The sequence below is a fragment of the Streptomyces sp. ID05-26A genome, assembly GCF_033794685.1.
In the GTDB taxonomy this organism is placed as follows: Bacteria; Actinomycetota; Actinomycetes; order Mycobacteriales; family Pseudonocardiaceae; genus Lentzea.
In genome coordinates this window covers 576,165-600,163 of the sequence record NZ_JARAYZ010000002.1, presented here as the reverse complement: position 1 = coordinate 600,163, position 23,999 = coordinate 576,165, and the positions used below count along the sequence as shown (strand labels likewise).

Here is a 23,999-nt window from a genome sequence, read left to right as displayed (position 1 = left end):
CAATTCAACGTAGCCATCCGGGTGCGTTTATGCAAGTGTCCACTTGCATCAGGGTCCGATCGAGGAGGATGAGTGGCCAGCCGGGTGACCGACCAGGCGGTGTACGACGCGGCGCTGGAGGTGATCGCCGAGCAGGGGTACGAACGCGCGACCACCCGCGCGATCGCCGACGCCGCCGGTATCAACGAGGCGACGCTGTTCCGCCGGTTCGTCTCGAAGCAGAACCTGCTGCGGGAGGCCGTCCGCGGCAACTTCGCGGGGTTCTCGCTCGACCTCGACGCGCCGGGCGACGACGTGGCCGCCGACCTGCTGACGATCGTGGGCTACTACTCGTCGCTCTACGAGAGGCGCGGCGGCGTGGTGCTCACCCTCATGCGGGAGGCCAAGTTCAGCCCCGAGGTGGCCGCCGTGCTCGCCGAACCGGAGTCACTGCTGGAGAAGGTCGACGCTGTCATCCTGCACCACCAACGACGCGGTTCCCTCGTCGTCGAACCGCCACGGCACACGTTCTTCGCCCTCATCGGGCCGGTGATGATGCGCGCCATCGCCCGCCGCGTCGACCAGAGGGCCACGCAGGCGCCCGCAGACCCCGAGGCCGTCGTGCGGCGGTTCCTCCAGGGGCACCTAGAACGCTGACAGGATCTGGTGGTTCCACCACAGGTCGAGCTTGTCGAGGACGTCGATGTCGCCGGGCTTCTTCAGCGCGCCGATGGTGAGGGTCTTGGTGTCGACCCACCAGACCTGGGCGTTGCCGTCGGCCAGGAAGCACGTCGTGAACTCACCCTCCAGCGGCCCGGAGGGGTTGCGGTAGTAGAGCGCGTAGTGGATGGCGTCGACCTTGGGCCGGCAGCCGCCGCGCGCGTCGTTGCGCGGGATGCCCCGGCTGGTCACCAGGGCCTGGAAGAACGCGTCCTGGCTCGGCCGGTCGGCGAACAGCCGGAACTCGGCCTCGGCCGGTGGCGGGAACCCGAGCCCGTCGGGTTTCGCGCCGGTGCACCGGACCGCCGCCACCACGCCCTTGTCCGGAGCGGCGGGTGCGCACGGCGGACCGGTGCGGAAGACGGCCGGGAGTGCGGCGACGAGCTTGTCGTACTCGGGTGACCGCGTCGTGGTGGTGACCTTCGAGGCGGTCGTGGTGGTCGTGGTGGTGGAGGTGGTGCTGGGGGTTGTGCTGCCGGTCGTGCCGGAACCCTGGGTCTTCTGGCCGTTTCCGATGATCACGATCGTGGCGACGATGCCTGCCACTACCGCGAGGACTCCGCCAGCGAGGGCGATCCGCTTGGCCGGTGAGGGCTGGACGCGGGTGGGCGGGTGGGGGTGAGGGCCCGTGGCGGCGGGGTGGAAGGCGGGCGGGGGGCCGTGCCGGGGTGTGGGCGGGGTTCCGTACTGGGGTGCGGGTCGCTGGGGGAACTGCGCCGAGGCGGGTGCGACGTGGCCGCTCGGCGGAGTCGCGGGCCCGAACCGCGGCACTGACTGGCCGCCCGGTGGAGTGCCGCGCTGGGCTGCGGGTTGTCCTGCGGGCGGGGTCGAGAGTGGAGCGGGACGCGGGGTCACGGGAAGCGACGTCGCCGGTGGTCCTGCGGGTGCCGCCAGCGCCTGAGCCGCCGCCCGCGCCAACGCCCCGGCCGTGGCGTACCGGTCGGCCGGGTCCTTGGCCATGCCCTTGGCGATGACCTCGTCCAGCGCCGCCGGCACCGCCGGGTTGAGCGGCGACGCCTTGGGCGGCACCTCCTTCATGTGTGCCCAGATCTGGGCGGCGGTGCCGTCCGCGGTGAACGGGCGGCGGCCCGACAGGCACGCGAACAGGACGCCGGCCAGGGCGTACACGTCGGCGCGGCCGTCGACCGGGCCGCTCTCGAAGCGTTCGGGGGCCATGTAGTCGAGGGTGCCGACCACGGAACCTGAGGCGGTGAGGCTGGTCGCGGCCGGGGAGGCGCTGCGGGCGATGCCGAAGTCCACCAGGTACACGAAGTCGCTCGGCGTCACGAGGACGTTGGAGGGCTTCACGTCGCGGTGCACGAGGCCGTCGGCGTGCGCGGCGTCGAGGGCGCTCGCCACCTGGTCGATGATGGCGACGGCCCGCGCCGGTGCGATGGTGCCCTCGCGGATCACGTCCGACAGGTCGGCGCCCTCGACGAGTCGCATGTCGAGGTAGAGGCGGCCGTCGATCTCGCCGTAGGCGTGGATGGGGATGACGTGCGGTTCGCGCAGCCGGGCGACGATCTGCGCCTCGCGGCGGAAGCGGGCCCGGTAGTCCTCGTCGTCGTGGTAGCCGGGCGAGAGCCTTTTGAGCGCGACGGACCTGTCGTGCGCCGTGTCGTAGGCCCGGTGCACCTCGCCCATCCCGCCGCGACCGAGCAACTGCTCGATCCGGTACGGCCCGAACGTCTCTTCCGTCATCGTCCTCGTGTTCCCGAGCGCCTTGTCCGTTCGAGTCGACGCGCGCCGACCGCCCCAGGTTCCGCCAGGCAGCCTACGTCGGCGGTCGCCCGGAAGTGATCGAGACCGTCAGAGCCAGCCACTGTCCTCCGCGACCTTGACGGCCTCGGCCCGCGTGCGCGCGCCGGTCTTGCCGATCGCGGCGCTCAGGTGGTTGCGCACGGTGCCCTCGGACAGGCGCAACGCCCGAGCCAGGTCCGCCACCGTGCCCCCATCGCGAGCAACGGCGAGGACGTCGCGTTCCCGGTCGGTCAACGGGCTGTGGCCCGTGGCGAGCGACTCGGCGGCGAGGGCGGAGTCGACCACGCGCAGGCCCGCGTGCACCCGGCGGACGGCGTCGACCAGCTGTTCCGGGGAGGCGTCCTTCACCACGAACCCCGCCGCGCCCGCCGCCATCGCCCGCGCGAGGTAGCCGGGGCGGCCGAACGTCGTGCAGACGATCACCCGGCAGCTCGGCAGGGCGCGGCGGAGGCCGGCGGCGGCGCTGAGGCCGTCCTGGCCCGGCATCTGCACGTCGAGCAGCGCGACGTCGGGGGTGGTGCGGCGGGCGGCGGCCACCACCTCGTCGCCGGCGCTGACCTGGGCGACGACCTCGATGTCGGGTTCGAGGCCCAGCATCGCGGCGAACGCGCCCCGCACCAGCGCCTGGTCGTCGGCCAGCAGCACCCTGATCACGTCGTCTCCCACAAGCTCACGCGACCTCGGCGCGCAGCCCGTAGCCACCGTCGTCCACCGGGCCCGCGACGACCGTGCCACCGTGTGGTTCGAGTCGTTCCGCGAGGCCCTTCAACCCTGTTCCCGGGGTGCCGACCCCGGTGCCGCGTCCGTTGTCCCGCACCTCGAGCCAGGTGTCGCCCAGGCGCACCGAACAGCGCGTCGCGGCGGCATGGCGCAGCACGTTGGTGATCGCCTCGCGCACCACGTACCCGAACACCCCCTGGAGCTCGGGTCGCACGTTGCCCACCGCGTGCGGCAGGTCCGCCTCGATGTCGGCCGCGCGCAACGCCGCCCGCGCGCCGACCATCTCGGCCGAGAGCGAGACCTCGCAGTAGCCGGAGACGGTGGTGCGGACGTCGCTCAGTGCCTGCCAGGCCGAGGAATCGGGTGTTCATCGGTGGTCCTCCCCCGTCAGCGCGAGGAACGCGTCCGAGGCCGAGCGCCGTGATCTCGATGTCGTGGGCATGCGGGTAGTGGGCCAGCAACGCGCGCACGGCAGCGTCGGAATCCTTGCAGGTCAACGTGATCTGGTCACCGCGTCGTTCGACCGCGCGCACGCCGGGCAGGTCGAGATCCGCCGCACCCGGCACGACCGCGCGCAACGTGCGGCCCGACACCGCGGCGCGCACCTGTGCGACCGACCCATCCGCCACGACCCGTCCGCCACGACCCGTCCGGACCGCATCAGCACGACGCGGTCCGCGTACTCCTCGGCCTCCTCGAGGTAGTGCGTCGCGAACAACACCGTGCGGCCCGTGTCGGTGTACGCGCGCATCTGCTGCCAGAACGCGCGCCGCGTCTCCACGTCCATCGCGACCGTCGGCTCGTCCAGCACCAGCAGGTCCGGCTCGCAGACCAGTGCCAGCGCGAACCGCACGCGTTGCTTCTGCCCGCCTGACAGCTTGGTGCACTTGCGCCTGGCCAGGTCCGCGATCCCCGCCTGGCGCAACGCCTGGGCCACCGGCATGGGCTTGCGGTGCAACGACGCGATCAACCTCACGGCCTCGGCGACCGTCGCGTCGTCGAGCAGGGCGCCGCTCTGCAACATCGCCGAGATCTGCCTCGCCACCACCGCGTCCCGCGGCGACTTGCCGAACACGCTGATCTCACCGGCGTCCGGTGTGGACAGTCCGAGCAGCATGTCGACCGTCGTGGACTTGCCCGCCCCGTTGGGTCCGAGCAGTGCCACGACCTCTCCGGGCGAGATCACCAGGTCGACCCCGTCGACCGCGCGCACCTCGCCGAACCGCTTCCTCAGGCCGCTCAACGCCACCGCGGCGCCGGCCCGCACAGCTGTCTCCGTCATGCCCTCGATGCTCGGCGCCACCGCGGCACCGTGAGGGGCTCAGGCGTCATGTCCTGGGCATGACAGATGTCATGGCCGTGATCAACTCTTCGGGGGTCTCCACCTGTGGCAGGTGGCCGGTGCGCGGCAGCAGGGTGAAGGTCGCCGACGGGATCGCGGCCGCGTAGGCCTTGCCGTAGCCGGGATCCACGATCCGGTCGCTCTCACCCCACAGCACGTGCACCGGGATCGTCACGTCGGCGAGCCGGCCGAGCAGCGTGGGGTCCGACATGGACGGTCCGGCGTACGCGACGAGCGCCCGCACGTCCGGGCTCGGCCCCGAACCGGTCGGCGGCACCGGCAGCTTCGAGGGGTCGTGGAACGAGAACGCGCGGATCTCGGCGACGCTCAGGCCGCGCACGTCGGTCATGGGGTGGCCGTCGACCTCGACGCCGATCCCGTTGACGATCATCGCGCCGCTGACGCGAGGGCTCGCGCACAACGCGATCTCGGCCGCCAGCCAGCCACCGAACGAACTGCCGACGACCACCACGTCCGTGAGGTCCGACGAGTCCAGCATCTCGACGTAATGCCGCGCCAACTCGCGGACACCGGTCAGCCCGGCGGGCTTCGGGGTGCCGCCGAACCCGGGATGGACGGGCGCGAGCACCTGCGCCCCGGTGCGTTCGGCCAGCAGGGTGGCGAACGAGGTCATCGTGGGAGCGCCGCCGCCACCGTGCAGCAGGAGGTAGGTTCGAGTCATATAAGGAACCTTAGATAAGGATGCTTATCTAAGCAAGGTTGGTTAAGCTGGGCGCCGTGACCCACCGTCCAGCCGACGTCGCGCTCGCTGTGAAGCGCCTGCAACACCGCCACCACCGGGCGCTGACCCAGGCGCTGGCCCCGCTCGGGCTGTCGCTCGTGCAGTGGGACACCCTGCGCCACCTGCACCGGCAGCCGGACGCGTCCCTGCACGACCTCGCGGTGCTGACGTTCCAGACCGACCAGTCCTTCGGCTCACTGGCGGTGCGCATGGCCGAACGCGGGCTCGTCGAACGGGTCCCGGGCCCGGGACGGGCGGTGCGGCACCGCCTCACCGAGGAGGGCGCCCGGCTGCGCGCCGAGGGGCAGGCGCTGGCCGACCAGGTGGTCGAGTCGTCGTTCAGCGGGCTGTCGGCCGCGCAACTGGACCAGTTGGGCGGCCTCCTGGAGGTCGCGCTCGGCAGCGACCTCTGACCCGCGTTGTGCGTGGATCGGCCGCGAATGATTGGCTTGGGACGTGCCGAGGAGAAGCGTTTCCGTCACCACGACCGTGCCCGCGCCCGCCGAGCGGATCTTCGACCTGCTGACCGACCCGGCGAAACACCCGCTGATCGACGGCTCCGGGTCCGTCCTCGCGCCGCGGCCGGACGCTCCGGACCGGCTCACGCTCGGTGCCGCGTTCGGCATGGACATGAAGATCGGACTGGCGTACCGGATCGAGAACACCGTCGTGGAGTTCGAGGAGAACCGGCTGATCGCCTGGCGCCACTTCAACGGGCACCGCTGGCGCTGGCAACTCACGCCCCTGGACGACGGCACCACCGAGGTGACCGAGACGTTCGACTGGTCGACCGCCCGCGTCCCGCTGCTGCTCGACCTCTCCCCCGTACCCCGGCGCAACAAGGCCTCGATGCGCCGCTCACTGCAGCGACTGGCCGACCTGTTCGGCGCCACCGCCTGACGTCAGCGCCGCTTCCAGGACGTGGGCGAGGATGGCGGCGGGATCGCCGGCCGGAGCGATCGACCGCCGCAGCGCCAGCCCGATGCCCAGCGCCCCGATCATGACGACGAGCTGCGGCAACGGCATCGAGGGCGTGAGCCCGAGCCGTTCGACGTGCTCGGTCAGCAGGGCGACGACCTGGTCGTCGTGACGCTGCTGGAGGGCGGCGATCGGGGCCGCGATCTCGGGCTGCCGCGCGGTCGCGGCGAGCACCTCGGCGGCCGCCCTGGCCCACTTCACCGCGTCGTCACGGCAGGTGGCCTGGTCCAGCGCGGCCCTCAGGCCCCGCAGGTGCAGGCCGGCGTCGGCTTCGACGATCGCGAGCCACAGGCCTTCCTTGCCGCCGAAGTGCTTGTAGACGGCACCGCGGGTGTAGCCGGCGTCCGCGGCGATCTCCTCGACGGTGGTCTTCAGGAAGCCCTGCCGCAGGAACACCTCACGTCCGGACCTCAGCAGGTGCTCGTGGGTCTGCGCCTGCTGTTCCGCGCGTCAGCCTGACCATTTCAGCAACACCACGTTTCTGGAAACACCGTGTCACTGCACAGTCGGGCGCATGGGCCTTCTCGCCGGCGTGGTGGCGTTCCTGAGCGTGCCGCTCACCCTCGCGGCGTTCACCTGGTACGCCCTGCGAGCGCGCCGCACCGGCAGTGGCCAGTCACTGATGGCGCCGTTCGAGGAGATCTGGGACCCCGTGTCCCACCGGACGAACATCGAGATCCAGGCCGAGGCGGAGCGCACGCCCGAGACGCCCTCACCGGGAGATCCGCCGGTCCTGCGCCTCTGAACTACTCCCCGGCCGCGCGCGGCCGAGCCACCGTGAGCCACTCCAGTTCGGCGGCGAGCGCCCCCAGCTGGAAGCGCGACTGCACGCCGAGCAACGACTGCAGGCGGGCGATGCGCCGGTTCAGCGTGCGCAGGCTGACGTCCAGTTCCCGTGCGATCGCTCGGTCGGTCGCACCCGTGCACATGAGCTGCAGCAGGTGCTGAGTTGCGGTCGTCGGCTCGTTGCGCGTCCACCCAACGGGGCGCGCGGCCACCACCGATGTCATGGGGGTCACAGTCATAGGGCGACGGTATGCCGGACTATTGGCGACTGTCAATCAAAAGTCGGTCACGTTGCTGTCAAATGGCAGGCATCTTCAGGTTGACTGTCGCCGCTACTCGGCGTTGTCCGGGCATGCGAAAGGCGCGCCGGGGCCTGAGCCACGACGCGCCCATGGGTCTGTTCTAGGTGGCCTGCGAGGACAGCTGCAGCTCGGCCGCAGCGGCGACCTCGCCCAGCCGTGCGTCCAGCACCTCCGGCGACAGCACGTGCCGCACCACCATCGCCGCCGCCCCCAGGGCACCGGCGGTCACCCCGGCGCCCGAGGCGACGATGCGGAGGTTCTCCGTGGCCAGGGGCAACGAGCGGCGGTAGATCGACTCGCGCACGCCCGCGAGCAGCATCTCGCCCGCCTCGGCCAGCAGGCCGCCGATGACCACGAGCGACGGGTTGAACATGCTCACGCAGCCCGCGAGCACCTCGCCGATGTCGCGGCCCGCCTGCCGCACCACGCGGCCGGCCTCGAGGTTGCCGGACCGCACGAGGTTCACCACGTCGGCCGTCGAGTGCGCGGGATGGCCCAGCTCACGGAGCTTCGCCGCCAGCGCGGGACCGGCGGCCACGGCTTCGAGGCACTCGGTGTTGCCGCAGCGGCAGAGCGCCGAGCCGCCGTCGGGCACGCGGATGTGCCCGAGGTCGCCCGCCGCGCCCGCCGCACCGCGGTGCAGGACGCCGTTGCTGATCAGGCCCGCACCGATGCCGGTCGCCGCCTTCACCACGATCATGTGCGCCACGTCCGGGTGCGACGCGGTGTGCTCGCCCAAGGCCATGAGGTTGACCTCGTTGTCCACGAGGACCGGCACGGCGAACTCCGCCTCGATCGCCGCCGGGACGTCGAACCCGTCCCAGCCCGGCATGATCGGCGGGTTGTTCGGGCGGCCGGTCGAGTGCTCCACCGGGCCCGGCAGGCCGATGCCGACGCCCGCGATCTCCGCGGGCCCTACGGTGCGCAGCATCGAGCGCCAGGTCGTGACCAGGAGCGGGAGGATCGACGCCGGGCCGTCGGCCACGTCGAGTTCGACCTGCTCGACCGCGAGCAACCGGCAGGACAGGTCGGAGATCGCGACCGTGGCGTGGGTGGCGCCCACCTCGGCCGCGAGCACCAGGTGGGCGGTCGGGTTGAAGCCGAACCTGCCCGCCGGGCGCCCGCCCGTGGACTCCCCCGTGCCGCTGTCGCTCACCAGGCCCGCGGCCACCAGAAGATCAAGCCGCGCGCGCACCGTCGACCGGGCGAGGCCGGTCGCGGCCACGATCTCCGCTCGGGTGCGCGGGCTGCCGTCCATCAACATCCGCAGCACTGCGGCCGGCGAACCCGCCTCGACACCCAAGGTGCTCTCCATCGAACAATTGTCACATCGGAACCAGAAGACAGTGCGCGGGCAGGGTCAGCCGCCGGAGCTGAACGCGGCGTCGAACGAGGCCGACGGCGGGTCGAAGGCGTTGCGGCGGATGAACTCCAGCGCCTCGGGCGCCCCGATCAGCCGGTCCATGCCCGCGTCCTCCCACTCGACGCTGATCGGACCGGAGTAGCCGATCGTGTTGAGCATCCGGAACGACTGCTCCCACGGCACGTCACCACGTCCGGTGGACACGAAGTCCCAGCCACGACGAGGATCGGCCCACGCCAGGTGCGAGCCCATCCGGCCGTTGCGGCCGTTGCCGACCTGACGGCGGGCGTCCTTGCAGTCGACGTGGTAGATCCGGTCGCGGAAGTCCCACAGGAACCCGACCGGGTCGAGGTCCTGCCAGACGAAGTGCGACGGGTCCCAGTTCAGGCCGAACGCGGGCCGGTGCCCGATGGCCTCCAGCGCGCGCACGGTCGTCCAGTAGTCGTAGGCGATCTCCGACGGGTGGACCTCGTGCGCGAACCGGACGCCGACCTCGTCGAACACGTCCAGGATCGGGTTCCAGCGGTCAGCGAAGTCCTGGTAGCCCGCGTCGATCATCGACTGAGGCGCCGGCGGGAACATCGCGACGGTCTTCCAGATCGACGAACCGGTGAACCCGACGACGGTGTCGACGCCGAGCCTCGCGGCGGCCCGCGCGGTCGCCTTCATCTCCTCCGCCGCCCGCTGCCGCACGCCCTCCGGGTCCCCGTCACCCCAGTTGCGGGCGGACAGGATGCCCTGGTGCCGCTCGTCGATCGGGTCGTCGCAGACGGCCTGGCCGGTGAGGTGGTTCGAGATCGCCCACACCTTCAGGTCGTGCTTCGCGAGGATCGCGTGCCGCTCCGCGACGTAGTCGTCGTCCTCCGCCGCCCGCCACGGGTCGAGGTGGTCACCCCAGCAGGCGATCTCCAGGCCGTCGTAGCCCCAGCCCGACGCCAGCGCGCAGACCTCCTCGAACGGCAGGTCGGCCCACTGGCCGGTGAACAACGTGATCGGACGTGCCATCTCCGGTCTCCTCCTCGATCCTGCTGCCCAGACCTGCTGCTCAGACCTGCTGCCACGTGCGGGACGACGCGCTGTCCTCGACGGCGGCGAGGACGCGCTGCACCTGGAGCCCGTCGGCGAACGACGGCGCCGGATCCGTCCCCTCCGCCACGGCTCGCACGAAGTCGACGGCCTGGTGCGTGAACGCGTGCTCGTAGCCCAGGCCGTGCCCGGCGGGCCACCAGGCGCCCACGTACGGGTGCCCCGGCTCGGTGACCATGATCCGCCGGAACCCCGCGACGGACGAGTCCTCGGTGCCGTCGAAGAACTGCAGCACGTTCATGTCCTCGAAGTCGAAGGCCAGGCTGCCCGCCGAGCCGTTGATCTCGATGCGCAGCGCGTTCTTGCGGCCGTTGGCGAACCTCGTCGCCTCGAACGAACCGAGCGCGCCGCCGCCGAACCGCGCCAGGAACAGCGCGGCGTCGTCGACGGTGACGGGCCCGGTCTGGCCGGTGGCGGCGGTACCGGCCAGACCGGAGTGCGAGGAGGCGAGCGGACGCTCCGGCACGAACGTCACCAGCGTCCCCATCACCTCGCTGATGGTGTCGCCGAGGATGAACTGGGTGGCGTCGACGATGTGCGCGCCGATGTCCCCCAGCGCGCCCGACCCGGCCTTCTCCTTGTCGAGCCGCCACGACAGCGGCGCGGCCGGGTCGACGATCCAGTCCTGCAGGTACTGCGCCCGCACGTGGTGGATCCGCCCGAGCCTGCCCTGGGCGACCAGATCCCTGGCCAGCCCGAGGGCGGGCACGCGCCGGTAGCTGAACCCGACCATCGCCCGCACGCCGCGTTCCGCCGCCCGCGCCGCCGCCTCCGCCATGGCGACGGCCTCGGCGACGGTGTTGGCCATCGGCTTCTCGCACAGGACGTGCTTGCCCGCCTCCAGGGCCGCGACCGCGATCTCCGCGTGGGTGTCACCCGGCGTGCAGATGTCCACCACGTGCACGTCGTCGCGGTCCAGCACGGCCTTCCAGTCGGTCACGGCCTCCGCCCAGCCCAGTCGTTCGGCGGCGGCCCGCGTGCGGCCGGCGTCACGGCCGGCCAGCACCGACATCACCGGCCGCACCGGCAGGTCGAAGAAGCGAGGCGCGACCCGCCACGCCTGGGAGTGCGCGGCTCCCATGAAGGCGTGGCCGATCATCGCGATGCCCAGTTCAGTCACCGTGCGGTCCTCTCGGTTGTTCTCAGGACTCGAAGGCGGTCGGCAGGTAGCGGTCGACGTTGTCCTTCGTCACGACCGGGGCGTACAGCTGCACCTCGCGGGGGACCTCCACCTCGACCAGGTCGCCGAGGGCCTTGCCCTGCACCGCGAGCCGGGCGAGCCGGATGCCGTCCGCGCCCTGGGTCGACGGGTAGATGACGGTCGCCTTGTGCGGGCCGTTGTCCGCCTTGATCTCGCGCATCACGTTCGCCGAACCGGCGCCACCGACCATGAAGAACTCGTTGCGGCCGGAGTTCTTGATCGCGGCGGTCACACCGACGCCCTGGTCGTCGTCGTGGTTCCAGATGGCGTCGATCTTGCGGGCGGCCTTGCAGCAGGTTCGCCGCGGCCTTCTCACCGCTCTCCACCGTGAACTCGGCCGCGACGCGGTTGGCGACCTTGAGGCTGCAGCCCGCGAGCGCGTCCGCGAAGCCCTTGCTGCGGTCCTGCGTCAGCGGCAGCGAGTCGATGCCCGCGATCTCCGCGACCACGGCGTCGGTCTTGCCCTTGAGCCGCTCGCAGACGTACGTGCCGGCGGAGACGCCCATGCCGTAGTTGTCGCCCAGCACCGTGGACCGCGCGGCGAACGGGCTGTCGAACTGCCGGTCGACGTTGATCACGGTGATGCCGGCCTTCATGGCCTTGAGCGCGACCGGGGTGAGCGCCGCGCCGTCGAACGGCAGCAGGACGATCGCGTCCACCTTGTCGTTGATGAACGTCTCGACCTGGCTGATCTGGAGGTTCGGGTCGTTGGTGCCCTCGACGACGCGCAGCTCGACGTCGGAGTACTTGCCCGCCTCCTTCTTGGCGGCGTCGGTGATCGCGGCCATCCAGCCGTGGTCGGCGGCCGGCGCGGAGAAGCCGATGACGACCTTCTTGCCCGGCTCGTCGTTGGCGACCTTCACACCACCGCCCTGGTTGCCCCCGCCCTGCGGCTCGGGCGTGTTGCCCGTGCACGCGGTGAGCACGAGCGCCGACGCGGCGGCGAGGAGCGCGATTCTCTTGATCTGCATGGGTTTCTGGTCTCCCTCAGGTGGCAGCGGTCGTGGTCGCGGCGTCATGCGCCGCTGCGTCGGGCAAGCCGCTGCTGGAGGAGGACGGCGACCACGATGATCGCGCCCTTCGCGACGGCCTGGGCGGAGATGGAGAGGTTGTTGAGGGTGAAGACGTTCGACAGCGTGGTGAAGATCAGGACGCCGAAGACGGTGCCCGCGATCGTGCCGCGCCCACCGGACAGCAACGTGCCGCCGATGACGACCGCCGCGATCGCGTCGAGTTCGTAGAGCCCGCCGTGCGTCGCGCTGCCGGTCGTGGTGCGGGCGATGAGCATGACGGCGGCGAGACCGCAGCACAGCCCGAGCAGCGAGTAGAGCATCACGGTGTGGCGGCGCACGTCGATGCCCGCCAGCCGGGCCGCCTCGGGGTTGCCGCCGACGGCGAACGTGCGGCGCCCGAAGGTGGTGCGGTTGAGCAGGACCCAGCCACCGACCGCGACCAGCGCGAAGATCACCACGAGCACCGGCACGCCCAGGACCGACGCGTCGAAGAACGCGGCGAAACCCGGCACGTTCACGATCTGCGTCTTGCGGTTGGAGATGATCTCGGCGAGACCTCGCGCGGCGGCGAGGCTCGCCAGGGTCGCGATGAACGCCACGACCCGGCCGTAGGCGATGAGCGCGCCGTTGACCAGCCCGCACGCACCACCCACCAGCAACGCGGTGAACACCATCACGATCCAGTGCGTGTCGTTCGCTATCCCCTGCGTGGCAAGGGTTGTCGCCCACACCGACGACAGCGCGACGATCGCGCCGACGGACAGGTCGATCCCGCCGCCGGTGATCACGAACGTCATGCCGATGCTGACGACACCGATCACCGCGGCGAGCCGCAGGATGGTGAGCAGGTTGTCGACGTCGGCGAACCGGTCGCCCGCGGTGATCACGCCGCCCAGGCACAACAGGACCAGGGCGACCACGAGACCGGTGTTGCGCCCGGCAGCGGAGCCGAGCAACGCCGAGAGGCTCGACTCCCTCTTCGCGACCGGAGCGCTCTTCTGCGCGGACAAGGCGGTGTCCTCGCTCATGCTGCGTGTCCTTCCATGACCAGGTCGAGGACCCGGGACTCGTCGATCTCGTCGGCGGGGCCGTCGTGGACCACCCGGCCCTCACGCACCACCAGGACCCGGTCGGCCAGGCCGAGGACCTCCTCGACGTCGCTCGACACGACGACCACGGCCACGCCGGAGTCCGCCAGCTGACGGATCAGTTCGTAGATCTCGCTGCGAGCGCCCACGTCCACGCCGCGGGTCGGTTCGTCCAGCAGCAGCACCCGGCACTCCCGCAGCAGCCACCGCGCGAGCACGACCTTCTGCTGGTTGCCCCCGGACAGCCCGCGCACCACGCGGTCCACCCCGGCCGGACGCACGTCGAGCGCCTCGGTGAGCTTGGTGGAACGGGCACGTTCGGCGCGGTCGTCGAGGAACCCGAACTTCGCGAACGCCGACATCGAGGAGACGGTGATGTTGCGGTAGACGGCCTGGTCGAGCAGCAGCCCCTGGCTCTTGCGCTCCTCCGGGCACAGCCCCATCCCGGCGCGCACGGCCGAGCCGACACTCCCCCGCCGCAGCGCTTTGCCGTCGACCTCGACGGTGCCCTCGGCCGCTTTCCGCGCGCCGTAGACGGTTTCGAGGATCTCCGAACGGCCGGAGCCGACGAGCCCGGCGAGCCCGACCACCTCGCCGGCGTGGACGGTGAGGTCCACGCCGGCGAAGCGGTCGCCGTCGGCCAGTCCGCGGACCACCAGCACCTCGGGAGCGGCCGGGTCGACCGGAGAACGTCGCGGGTACACGTTGTCCAGCACCCGGCCGGTCATCAACGCGATCAGCTCCGAGGTCTTGACCTCGCGGGCGGGCAGGCCGGTCGCGACCGTGCGGCCGTCCTTGAGGACGGTCACCCGGTCGCCGATCTCCCTGATCTCCGCCAGCCGGTGCGAGATGTAGATCACCGCCACCCCCTGGGCGGTGAGCTCCCTGATGATCCCGAACAGGACCCGGACCTCGTCCGGGTCCAGCACGGCCGAAGGCTCGTCCATGATCAGCAACTGCCCGTCCAGCGACAGCGCCCGCGCCATGCTGACGATCTGCTGGTGGGCCACCGACAACCGGCCGACGTCGCGGTCGGGTGAGATGTCGCGGTGCCCCAGCCGGTCGAGCAACGCACGGGTCCGGCGACGTGCCTCGCCCCGCTTGCTGAAGCCCGCTGTGGACAGTTCGTGACCGAGGAACACGTTGTCGGACACCGACAACCCCGCCACGAGATCGAGCTCCTGGTAGATGGCGGCCACACCACTGCGCATCGCGGCGGTCGGGTTGCCGAACTCGACGACCTCGCCCCGCCAGCGGATCACGCCCTCGTCCGGACGGTGCGCGCCGGCCAGGACCTTGATCAGCGTCGACTTGCCCGCGCCGTTCTGGCCGAGCAGGCAGTGCACCTCACCCGCGCGGACGTCGAAGTCCACACCGCCCAGGGCCGTGACGCCGGGAAAGCGCTTCACCACGCCCTCGACCGACAGCAGCGCGTTCTCACGCGCGGGCGAGCTCGTCATTGAGTCCTCCGGGGCCCGGCAACCGTTGTGCCAGAAAGGAATGCGGCCTTACGGAGAATCAAGCTAATGAGCGGTCACCAGTGCGACAAGGTGGTCGGGGTGGCGCATGTCGGCCAACTTTTCCCTTGACCAGCGGCACGTCACGGCACACGAGGAGGCCGGTACCCACCCAAGGCCACCACATCCTCGAAGCGGTTGTCCAGGTCTGCGCCTTCACACAGCGGCACCCCGTGGACCCGGTTCGATTTTGGTCAACACTGAAGCCATAGAGGTTATTGGCCGTGCGGCCGAACGGGGTTCTGTCGCCGACGCCTGCCCACTAGTAGCGTCCCGGTCATGAGACGACTGCTCACCGTCGCGTTGTCGTTCCTCCTCGTGACCGTCGCCGCGCATCCCGCGGCCGCCACCGGCGGCGGCGACAAGCCGTTGCCCGGCTACACGATCGTCAACCCACCCCTCGCCCCCGCCTCGGTCGGCGGCAAGGCGACCAGGGTCATCCAGGGCGTGCACAGCCACGCGGGCTACATCATCGAGGTACCGCCTCGCTGGAACGGGCGGCTGGCGCTGTGGGCGCACGGCTACCGCGGCGATGGGAAGGTTCTCACGGTCGACGCCCCGCCGTTCGGGCTGCGGCAGCGCTGGCTCGACGAGGGGTACGCGTGGGCCGCGTCCTCCTACTACAGCAACGCCTACGACGTCCGAGCCGGCGTCACGACCACCCGTGAGCTCGCGACGTTGTTCGGCCGGAAGGTGCAGCGGCCGTCGAAGGTCTTCCTGGCCGGCGTGTCGATGGGCGGGCACGTCATCGCCCGGTCGCTGGAGCAGTACCCGGGGTTCTACGCGGGTGCTCTGCCGATGTGCGGTGTGCTCGGTGACCACGAGCTGTTCGACTACTTCCTGAGCTACCACCTGGTCGCGCAGACGCTGACCGGCATCAAGGCCTATCCCCTGCCGGCGGACTACGCCACGGTCGTGGTGCCGCGGATCAAGCAGGCGCTGGCCGGCCGCGACGACCAGTTCAAGGCCCTCGTCGCCACCCTGTCCGGCGGCGCCCGGCCCGGCACCGACGTCGCCTACGCCTACTGGCAGGACTTCCTGTTCGGTCTTGTCACCAACTCCACCGCCACGAACCTCGCGGAGAACCCGCTGCAGCTCGCCACGAACCTCTCCACGCGCTACCGGCCGAACTCGCCGGTGGACGTCAACGCCACCGTGCAACGCGTGAAGGCCGCCAACCCCAGGGCGCGCAACACCTGGGCGTTGACGGAGATCCCCGCGGTGCAGGGCTTCCCGACCGCGCCCGTCGTGTCGCTGCACGGGATCGGTGACCTGTTCGTGCCGTTCTCGATGGAGCAGGACTACCGCGACGACGCCGCCCGGTTCGGCCGCACCGACCGGCTGGTGCAGCGCGCCATCCGCACGGTCGACCACTGCGAGTTCTCCCCCGCCGAGGTCGGGACCGCGTGGCGCGACCTGACGACGTGGGTGGATCGGGGCAAGCGGCCGGCCGGTGACGACGTGCGCCGCACGGACGACCCGCGGTTCGGCTGCCGGTTCAGCGACCGGCAGGCCACCGGCGGCACCAGGGCGTTCTACCCCGCCTGCTGACCATCGCCTGACGGCGGCGTTCCGCGCCGCCTGCTGACCCCTCACGACGGGCGCTCGGACCCGCCTCCGAGCGCCCCACCCCCTCGTCGCCCTTACCCCGCCTTGGGCGCCGACAACGTTGTCACCGAGGAGAGGAAGGTCCATGTTCGGCTCCCTGCACCGACGTGCCAGACGATCTGTCCCCCTGATGGTCGCCAGCCTGCTCATCACAGGCCTCGCCACCGCCCCGCCCGCGACCGCCGCACCGCTCGCCCTGACCCAGCACGTGAACCCGTTCATCGGCACCGACAACAGCAACTCGCCCAACCCGGTCCCGGGCGGCGCGGGCGGCAGCACCTTCCCCGGCGCCGCGGTGCCGTTCGGCATGGTGCAGTTCAGCCCGGACACGCCGACCGCCTCCCCGTCCGGCTACCGCTACAGCGACACGAGCATCCAGGAGTTCAGCCTCACCCACTTCAACGGCGCGGGCTGTCCCAACAACGAGGACCTCGGCATCCTCCCGGTGACCGGCAACCTCGCCACCTCCCCCGGCACGAACTGGACCGGGTACGCGGGCACCTACACGAAGGCCAACGAGTCTGCGGCTCCCGGCTACTACAAGAACCGGCTCGACAACTACGGCACCGGCGTCGAGCTCTCGGCGACCAAGCGCACCGGGTTCATGCGGCTGACCTACCCGAACACCACCTCGGCGCGGGTGCTGGTCAACAGCAGCCGCAGCGCCACGGGCAACCGCAACGGCTCGATCGCGATCAACGGCAGCCAGCTCACCGGTGTGTTCACCGGCGGTGGCTTCTGCGGTTCGTCCAAGACCTACCAGCTCTTCTACGCCATCCAGTTCGACCGCGCGCCGACCGGGTTCGGCACGTGGCTCGGCGGCACGGTGAGCGCCGGGTCCGCGAGCACCAGCGGCGTGAACTCGGGTGGCTACGTCACGTTCGACACGTCGTCGAACCCCGTGGTGCAGCTGAAGGTCGGCGTCTCGTACGTCAGCATCGCGGGCGCGCAGGCGAACCTCGCCGCCGAGAGCGCCGGGTTCGACCTCGCCGGTGTCCGGACGGCCGCCGACACCGCGTGGAACGACGTGCTGAACCGCGTGCAGGCGACCGGCGGGTCCGCCGCTGACCTGCAGAAGTTCTACACGGCGCTCTACCACGTCTTCCAGAACCCGAACATCGCCAGCGACGTCAACGGTCAGTACCGCGGCTTCGACCAGACCGTCCGCACGGCGTCGCACACCGTCTACCAGAACTACTCCGGCTGGGACATCTACCGCTCGTGGGCGTCGCTCATAGCGCTGCTCGCACCAGCGGAGTCCAGTGACATGGCCAAATCGATGGTGCTCGACGGACAGCAGGGCGGGCTGCTGCCGAAGTGGTCGCACAACAGCAACGAGCACTTCGTCATGAACGGCGACCCCGGGCCGATCGTCGTGTCCAGCCTGTACGCGTTCGGGGTGCGCGGGTTCGACACGGCCGCCGCGCTGGCGTTGATGGACAAGAGCTCCAACGGCGGCACCATCCAGGGCCAGGCCATCCGCGGGCGGCAGTCCGCGTACCTCAGCAGGCACTTCATCACCGAGGACCCGTCGGACTCGCTGGAGTACTCGGCGTCCGACTTCGCCGTCGCCCAGTTCGCTCGCGCCGTGGGCGACACGGCGAAGTACAACACCTACATGACCCGCGCCCAGTGGTGGGCCAACGTGTACAACCCCGAGTCCGGGTACGTGCAGAAGCGCAACGCCGACAGTTCGTGGGCGTGGCCCGTCACCCCGGCGAGCCCGAGCGGCTACACCGAGGGCAACGCGTCGCAGTACACGTGGATGGTGCCGTACAACTTCGGCAGCCTGATCAACCTCATGGGCGGCCCGCGCACCGCCGTCCAGCGCCTCGACCACCACTTCACGCAGCTCAACGGAGGACTGAGCCAGCCGTACTTCTACATCGGCAACGAGCCGGAGCACGGCGTGCCATGGGCGTACCACTACGCCGCCTACCCGCAGGGCACGAGCGCGGCGGTGCGGCGGGTGATGACGGAGTCGTTCACGACGGCGGCCGGCGGGCTGCCCGGCAACGACGACCTCGGCGCCACCTCGGCTTGGTACGTCTGGTCCGCCATGGGCCTGTACCCGCCCACGCCGGGCGCGGACGTGCTCGCGTTGCACGGGCCGCTCTTCCCGTCGATCACGATCACCAGGCCGTCCGGGGTGCTGCAGATCAACGGCACGGGCGCCGGCCCGAACGCGCAGTACGTGCAGAACCTCACCCGCGACGGCGCCGCCACGACCCGGACCTGGTTGCGCTACGGGGACATCTCCGGCAACACGACGCTGAACTTCGGCATGGGGTCGTCGCCGAGCGGGTGGGGCACGAACGCGGCGGACGTGCCGCCGTCCTACAACGACGGCTTCACTCCCCCGCCGCCCGCTCCGGCTCTGGGCACGAACCTCGCGCTGGGCAAACCGGCCACCGCCTCGACACCGTGCAACGCCGCCGAGACCGCCGCCAAGGCGTTCGACGGCAGCCTGTCCGGCAAGTGGTGCTCACTGGCCACCGGGACGAAGTTCCTCCAGGTGGACCTGGGTTCAGCGCAGAACGTCGGCTCGGTCGTGCTGAAGCACGCGGGGCTCGGCGGTGAGAGCACGGGGCTGAACACGGGTGCGTACAACGTGCAGACCTCGGTCGACGGCACGAACTGGACCACGGTCGCGACCGTGTCCTCGGTGCGTTCGAGCCGTTCGCACCACACGTTCACCCAGCGGCAGGCTCGGTACGTCAAGTTGAACGTCACCACGCCCACCAACAACGGCAACACCGCTGCACGGATCTACGAGTTCGAGGTCTACTAGCGGACTCCGCCTGACCAGGCCTCAGGGCTTGGTCAGGCGGACCAGGAAGCCGGGGTGGTCGGTGTAGCGCAGGCTGTACTTCTGGGTGCTGACGAACGCGATGTCGCCAGAGAACACCACGTGCTGCACGCTGCCGTCGCCCTTGCGGACATGGCCGGGCGGCACGCAGTTCTGCGCGTTCTCCGGGTCGGACGTGTCGTACTCCAGGTTGAAGTCGCCGCCGACGACCGTCTTGCCGACGAACCCCTCCGCGGCCCTGATCTGCGGGATCACGTCGAACAGCAGCGACCGGCACTGTGAGAGCGCGACCGCTTCACTGGAGGCCGACAGGTGCGTCGCGCACCCCAGATGGTCACCGATGGCGTACACGCACGCGTAGGTGCGCTGTTCGTTGCCGCTGTCCTGACTGGCGTACTTGGCGGTCCACGTCTTCACGCCCTGATAGCTCGCCGCCGACACGCGACCTATGACGGCGTTGCCGTAGTCCTGGCCGTTGGTGCACTTCACCGGTGTGCCGGTGTCCTTGCGCAACGCGGGCGCGAAGAACTGGTAGACCCGATCACCCGGCCACGCCGCCACCATCGCCGGAGCCAGGCGGTCCGGTACGTCGTTGCGGCAGATCTCGTTCACCGTCACGAGGTTCGGTCGCAGGCGGACGATCAGGTCCGCGGCTTCCGGGACCGAACGGCCCTGCTGGTAGCAGCCCGCTATCCCGCTGTTGCACAGGTTCAGCTGGAGCTCCCAGAACCGTTCGGCCGCCGCCGCACCCGGTGCGGGCACCACCACGCCCAGCACCGCCACCACCACCGCCGTCATCAGCTTCCACATGCGGCCGACGGTAGGGACCGGACGGGCGGGGCGACACCAATTGCGCGACAACGCAAAGCCTCAGGCCGGTGGCGCCAGCACCACCACCGAGTTGTGCCCGCCCATCCCCAGCGACGACTTGATCGTCAACCCGTCCCGCATCCGAGTCGGTCCGTCCAGGAGCAACGGATGGCCGGGAGCGACGACCGGCGGCGCCGGAATCATGCCGTGGTCGTACCCCATCGCCGTCACCGCGACCTCGATCGCCGACGCCGCGCCCTGGCAGTGGCCCGTCAGAGGTTTCACGGAGAAGATCCCGGTCTCCGGACCGAAAAGTCGTTCCAGCACGGCCGCCTCGGCGGTGTCGCATTGCGCCGTTCCCGGTCCGTGCGCGTTGAGGTAGCGCACGTCGGCCGCGCTCACCCCGGCGTTGTCCAGGGCGTCGGTGAAGCAGGCGGTGACCTGGTCGAGCCTCGGGTCGATGGACGTCACGTGGTACGCGTCGTGCGACATCGCACCGCCGAGCGTGAGCGCGTAGGGGTTCGCAGCGTTGCGCGAGAGGACGAACGCCACGGACGCCTCGCCCATCACGAAACCCCTGCTGCCCTGCTGGAACGGACGGCACGCGTCGAGCGGTTCCGCGTCGACGATCGCCACTCCCAGCCGGACGAAGTGGGAGACGTTCTCCGGGGTGAGGGACAGATCTGTCGCGACGAACACCACGTCGTCGACGATTCCCGCGTCCAGCCACGCCTTCGCCGTGATCAGTCCGGCGTTGCCCGACGCGCACATCGCCGAGACGTTCATCGCCGGGCCGTGGAAACCGTATTCCTGCATGAACGTCGACATCGGAGTGGACGGCATCAACGCCAGGTAGTCGTGCACGGGTAACTGGCCACCGCGCGTGACGTAGAAGTCGCGCCACAGGTCGACCTCGCCCAGCACGACGGCGTGCAGCAGGCCGACCCTCCGGCCGGGACGCCAGCCCCGCGCGCCCGCGTCCTCGATCGCCTCCCGGGCCGCGGCTCGCATGGCACGCGCGAACCGGCTCGGCCCGTCGACCGGATCACCACCCTCGGCGACGTACGCCGCCCAGACCGTGTCACCGGGGAAACGGCCCAGTTCCGGAACGATCGACGCGGCGGGTTTGCCGCTCGTCAGTCCCTCCCAGAGCGAACGGCGGTTCCACCCGTACGCGCTGACCACGCCGATTCCACAGATACCCATGCTTTGCGCGACCATAATCCAGCTCCCCCATACCGAGGGCCGACACCTCGTCACCCGAAAGGATAACGGTGTAAACCGTCTTGCGGAACGACACCTGTACGTCCACAGTGGACAGTGCGAAGCGAACCCTGATCATCGGGCGATCGGAGCGACCGGATATAACGGCTCACCATGTTCACGCCAGACGGATGCGGCTCTGGTCGAGTGTGTAGTAGGACTTCACAGTGCCAACACCCGGATCTGGGGGCCGAGACGTGAGCGGCCTGATCGGCGACGCGGGGTTCGACCAGGAACTACTGGTCGAGCTCGCGCTCTCGGTCGGCGCCGCCGTCGTGTGGTGGCTCGACCTCGGCACCGGCCGGCTCGGCTGGATGCCAGGGCTCGACGCGATCATCGGCGTGCCCGGCGCCGGCGAGGACACCGTGCGGGCCAGGCTGGGCGAACTGGCCGCGCCGCTGATCGTGGCCGTCCGGACGGCGGCGTGGCAGGACTTCGAGCTGGAGCAGCCGCTCGAGACGCAGCTGGGCACGCGCTGGCTCCAGTTCCGCGCCCGCGTCTCGACCCACGACTCCGCCCAGGCGCTGGTCGGCGTCGTCGCCGACGTGACCAGACGGCACAGCCAGCAGCAGGAGCTCGCCGACCTCGCCGACCGCTACCGGTTGCTGGTGGACCTGGCACCCGAGGCGATCGTGGTGCACGAGGCCGGTCTGCTCGTCTACGCGAACCCGGCGGCGGTGCAGTTCGTGCGGGCGAAGACCGAGTCCGACCTCCTCGGCCGGCCGATCACCGACTTCGTCCACCCGGACTCTCAGACCGACATGCTGCAGCGGATCTCGAAGCTGACCGAGCCGGGCGCGACGAGTGATCCCGCGGACGCCGTGCTGGTCCGGTTCGACGGCGGCACCACCGACATCGAGTCCGTCTCCGTGCGCACGACGTGGGAGGGCAGGCCCGCGTTCCAGGTGATCATGCGGGACGTCACCGAGCAGAAGGCGGCCGCGGCGGCCCTGCGCTACCAGGCCGCGCTCGCCGCGCACGTCAGCGACGCGCTCATCGCGACCACCGCCGACGGCGTCGTCACGAGCTGGAACCGCAGCGCCGAGAACGTCTACGGCAGACGGGCGGCCCAGGCGATCGGGCAGCCGATCGGTGACGTGGTGGGAGCGCCGCTCGACCCGCGGGAGGTGCTGGAGGCGGGTGGTGTGGTCCACGCCGTGCACCGCCGGACCGACGGCGCGACGCTGGCGGTGCGGGTGTCGGCGGCCCGCATGGACGGCGGTTACGTGCTGATCTGCGCGGACGAGACCGCCCGCCGCCGCGCCGAGCACCACTTCACCTCGGTGGTCGCGGCCATCGAGGAGGGCGTGCTGGTCGTCGGCCCCACCGGTCTGGTGGAGTCCGTCAACCCCGCGGCCGAGCAGATCCTCGGCGTGCGCGCGCAGGAGGTGATCGGCCAGCCGGCGTCCCTGGCCGAGCTGTACGACGAGTCCGGTCAGCCGGTCCCGCACGCGCAGTACGCGTCGGCCATCACCCGCTCCACCGGCAGGGCGCAGCACGGCCGGATCCTCCGTTCGGTGCGACCGGACGGCACCCACGTGTGGCTCTCGCTGAGCGCCCGCGCGCTGACCCAGGACGGGGTGACGCCCTCGGCGACGGTCATCTCGTTCACCGACATCACCGAACGCCGCATGATCGACAGCCAGCTGGAGCACGAGGCGACGCACGACGCGTTGACAGGCCTGTGCAACCGCACGGTGACGATCAACCGCCTCAGCCCGGCCGCGCGCGCCCACCGGTCAGGACTCACCGCGGTGCTGTTCATCGACCTGGACAAGTTCAAGGTCATCAACGACTCCCTGGGCCACAGTACCGGCGACGAGGTGCTGCGGATCGTCGGGTCGAGGCTGAGCCGCAGCTCGCGGCGCGGCGACGTCGTGGGCAGGCTGGGCGGCGACGAGTTCACCGTCATCGCGTACGGCGTGACCAGCCCGGACGAGGCCGAGGCGATCGCGGGCCACGTCCGCGCCGAGCTCAACCGCCCGATCACCGTCGACGGCCGGCAGCTGCACGTCGACGCAAGCGTGGGCATCGTGCTCGCCGAGCCGGGCGACCCGCGCGACGGCGCCGACCTGCTGCGCGACGCCGACGTGGCGATGTACCACGCGAAGACCAGGGGCCGCGGCCGCATCGCGTTCTTCGACGTCGAGCTGCGCGAACGCATCCAGCGCCACCTGCAGCTGGAACAGGACCTCCGCACGGCACCGCTGAGCGACCAGCTGTGGGTCGCCTACCAGCCGATCGTCGACCTCCGCACGGACGAGCGCACCGCCGTCGAGGGCCTGCTGCGCTGGACGCACCCGCGCTACGGCCTGATCTCCCCCTCGGAGTTCATCACGCTCGCCGAGGAGAGCGATCTCATCAACATCATCGGCGCACACATGCTGCACACCGCCACCCGCGAGATCGCCGAGCTCGCGCCCGGCCTGGAGCTGACGGTCAACCTGTCGGCCCGCCAGCTCGACGACCCGTGGCTGGTGTCCGCCGTCCGGCACGCCACCCACAAGGCGGACCTGGACCCCAGCTCGTTGTGCCTGGAGATCACCGAGAGCGCCCTGACCCGCGACCCGGCCCTGGCCGCCCGCACCCTCGCGGCGTTGCGGGACCTGGGCGTGCGGCTGGCGATCGACGACTTCGGCACCGGCTACTCGTCACTCGCGCAGCTGCTCACCCTGCCGCTGGACACGCTCAAGATCGACCGGTCCTTCACCATGGGACTGGGGCGCTCGGACGAGGCGGAGGCGATCGTCACGAGCATCATCGCCATGGCCCACGCGGTCGACATGACCGTGATCGCGGAGGGGGTGGAGCAGGTGGAGCAGCTGGACATCCTGCGGGCGCTCGGGTGCGACCAGGCGCAGGGGTTCCTGCTCGGGCGGCCGATGCCTCCCGGCGATCTGTGACGGCCCGC

The 23,999-nt window shown here is 70.7% G+C and carries 21 protein-coding genes and 1 pseudogene; 7 read left to right on the top strand and 15 right to left on the bottom strand.

Annotated features, from left to right (window positions below; all coding sequences use genetic code 11):
• The first annotated feature begins 72 nt into the window (after positions 1-72).
• Positions 73-636 carry a TetR/AcrR family transcriptional regulator gene (locus PV646_RS18405; protein WP_500343382.1) on the top strand — a complete coding sequence of 188 codons (564 nt, stop codon included), beginning with the start codon at positions 73-75 and terminating at the stop codon, positions 634-636.
• On the opposite strand, the gene PV646_RS18400 is transcribed toward PV646_RS18405, so the two are convergent.
• The 5 genes from PV646_RS18400 to PV646_RS18380 form a co-directional block, all read right to left on the bottom strand.
• On the bottom strand, positions 625-2,400 hold the full coding sequence (locus PV646_RS18400) for a serine/threonine-protein kinase (RefSeq protein ID WP_500343381.1): 1,776 nt from the start codon (positions 2,398-2,400) through the stop codon (positions 625-627). The two genes, PV646_RS18405 and PV646_RS18400, sit on opposite strands and share 12 nt — an antisense overlap.
• Positions 2,401-2,508: 108 nt before the next feature.
• On the bottom strand, positions 2,509-3,114 hold the full coding sequence (locus PV646_RS18395) for a response regulator (RefSeq protein WP_500343380.1): 606 nt from the start codon (positions 3,112-3,114) through the stop codon (positions 2,509-2,511).
• Between the two features lie 16 nt (positions 3,115-3,130).
• Positions 3,131-3,463, bottom strand: a complete 333-nt coding sequence (locus PV646_RS18390) for an ATP-binding protein (protein WP_500343379.1) — start codon at positions 3,461-3,463, stop codon at positions 3,131-3,133.
• Between the two features lie 210 nt (positions 3,464-3,673).
• Entirely contained in the window at positions 3,674-4,462 is a 789-nt protein-coding gene (locus PV646_RS18385) for an ABC transporter ATP-binding protein (RefSeq protein WP_500343378.1), read from the bottom strand.
• A gap of 46 nt (positions 4,463-4,508) precedes the next feature.
• Positions 4,509-5,204, bottom strand: coding sequence for an alpha/beta fold hydrolase (locus PV646_RS18380; RefSeq protein ID WP_500343377.1), 696 nt, complete (start codon positions 5,202-5,204; stop codon positions 4,509-4,511).
• Positions 5,205-5,260: 56 nt separating this feature from the next.
• Between PV646_RS18380 and PV646_RS18375 the strand changes: the two genes are divergently transcribed.
• The gene (locus PV646_RS18375; RefSeq protein ID WP_500343376.1) at positions 5,261-5,677 is read left to right on the top strand and encodes a MarR family winged helix-turn-helix transcriptional regulator; all 417 of its coding nucleotides are present in this window, start codon (positions 5,261-5,263) and stop codon (positions 5,675-5,677) included.
• A gap of 43 nt (positions 5,678-5,720) precedes the next feature.
• The gene (locus tag PV646_RS18370) at positions 5,721-6,164 is read left to right on the top strand and encodes an SRPBCC family protein (protein ID WP_500343375.1); all 444 of its coding nucleotides are present in this window, start codon (positions 5,721-5,723) and stop codon (positions 6,162-6,164) included.
• On the opposite strand, the gene PV646_RS18365 is transcribed toward PV646_RS18370, so the two are convergent.
• Positions 6,123-6,656, bottom strand: a complete 534-nt coding sequence (locus PV646_RS18365; RefSeq protein WP_500345031.1) for a TetR/AcrR family transcriptional regulator — start codon at positions 6,654-6,656, stop codon at positions 6,123-6,125. The two genes, PV646_RS18370 and PV646_RS18365, sit on opposite strands and share 42 nt — an antisense overlap.
• 100 nt (positions 6,657-6,756) lie before the next feature.
• Between PV646_RS18365 and PV646_RS18360 the strand changes: the two genes are divergently transcribed.
• Positions 6,757-6,987 (top strand): hypothetical protein, encoded by a 231-nt coding sequence (locus PV646_RS18360; protein WP_500343374.1) that lies wholly within the window; start codon positions 6,757-6,759, stop codon positions 6,985-6,987.
• A 1-nt stretch (position 6,988) separates the two neighbouring features.
• On the opposite strand, the gene PV646_RS18355 is transcribed toward PV646_RS18360, so the two are convergent.
• The 7 genes and pseudogenes from PV646_RS18355 to PV646_RS18325 form a co-directional block, all read right to left on the bottom strand.
• A complete protein-coding gene (locus tag PV646_RS18355; RefSeq protein ID WP_500343373.1) occupies positions 6,989-7,267 on the bottom strand; it encodes a LuxR C-terminal-related transcriptional regulator in 279 nt (92 codons plus the stop codon).
• A 163-nt stretch (positions 7,268-7,430) separates the two neighbouring features.
• Entirely contained in the window at positions 7,431-8,645 is a 1,215-nt protein-coding gene (locus PV646_RS18350) for an ROK family protein (RefSeq protein WP_500343372.1), read from the bottom strand.
• A 45-nt stretch (positions 8,646-8,690) separates the two neighbouring features.
• Positions 8,691-9,698: a sugar phosphate isomerase/epimerase family protein gene (locus PV646_RS18345; protein WP_500343371.1), complete on the bottom strand. Its 1,008-nt coding sequence runs from the start codon at positions 9,696-9,698 to the stop codon at positions 8,691-8,693.
• A 40-nt stretch (positions 9,699-9,738) separates the two neighbouring features.
• Positions 9,739-10,878 carry a Gfo/Idh/MocA family protein gene (locus PV646_RS18340; protein WP_500345030.1) on the bottom strand — a complete coding sequence of 380 codons (1,140 nt, stop codon included), beginning with the start codon at positions 10,876-10,878 and terminating at the stop codon, positions 9,739-9,741.
• Between the two features lie 43 nt (positions 10,879-10,921).
• A pseudogene (locus tag PV646_RS18335) lies at positions 10,922-11,951 on the bottom strand (substrate-binding domain-containing protein).
• Between the two features lie 44 nt (positions 11,952-11,995).
• On the bottom strand, positions 11,996-13,021 hold the full coding sequence (locus PV646_RS18330) for an ABC transporter permease (RefSeq protein ID WP_500343370.1): 1,026 nt from the start codon (positions 13,019-13,021) through the stop codon (positions 11,996-11,998).
• The gene (locus PV646_RS18325) at positions 13,018-14,541 is read right to left on the bottom strand and encodes a sugar ABC transporter ATP-binding protein (protein ID WP_500343369.1); all 1,524 of its coding nucleotides are present in this window, start codon (positions 14,539-14,541) and stop codon (positions 13,018-13,020) included. Before PV646_RS18325 ends, PV646_RS18330 begins: the two co-directional genes overlap by 4 nt.
• Before the next feature lie 336 nt (positions 14,542-14,877).
• On the opposite strand from PV646_RS18325, the gene PV646_RS18320 reads away from it, so the two are divergent.
• A complete protein-coding gene (locus PV646_RS18320) occupies positions 14,878-16,149 on the top strand; it encodes a hypothetical protein (protein WP_500343368.1) in 1,272 nt (423 codons plus the stop codon).
• 142 nt (positions 16,150-16,291) lie between these two features.
• A complete protein-coding gene (locus tag PV646_RS18315) occupies positions 16,292-18,997 on the top strand; it encodes a GH92 family glycosyl hydrolase (RefSeq protein ID WP_500343367.1) in 2,706 nt (901 codons plus the stop codon).
• A gap of 21 nt (positions 18,998-19,018) precedes the next feature.
• On the opposite strand, the gene PV646_RS18310 is transcribed toward PV646_RS18315, so the two are convergent.
• Positions 19,019-19,825, bottom strand: coding sequence for a hypothetical protein (locus PV646_RS18310; protein WP_500343366.1), 807 nt, complete (start codon positions 19,823-19,825; stop codon positions 19,019-19,021).
• A gap of 60 nt (positions 19,826-19,885) precedes the next feature.
• Positions 19,886-21,031: a beta-ketoacyl synthase N-terminal-like domain-containing protein gene (locus PV646_RS18305; RefSeq protein WP_500343365.1), complete on the bottom strand. Its 1,146-nt coding sequence runs from the start codon at positions 21,029-21,031 to the stop codon at positions 19,886-19,888.
• A gap of 254 nt (positions 21,032-21,285) precedes the next feature.
• On the opposite strand from PV646_RS18305, the gene PV646_RS18300 reads away from it, so the two are divergent.
• Positions 21,286-23,991: a sensor domain-containing protein gene (locus PV646_RS18300; RefSeq protein ID WP_500343364.1), complete on the top strand. Its 2,706-nt coding sequence runs from the start codon at positions 21,286-21,288 to the stop codon at positions 23,989-23,991.
• The last annotated feature ends 8 nt before the right edge of the window (positions 23,992-23,999 follow it).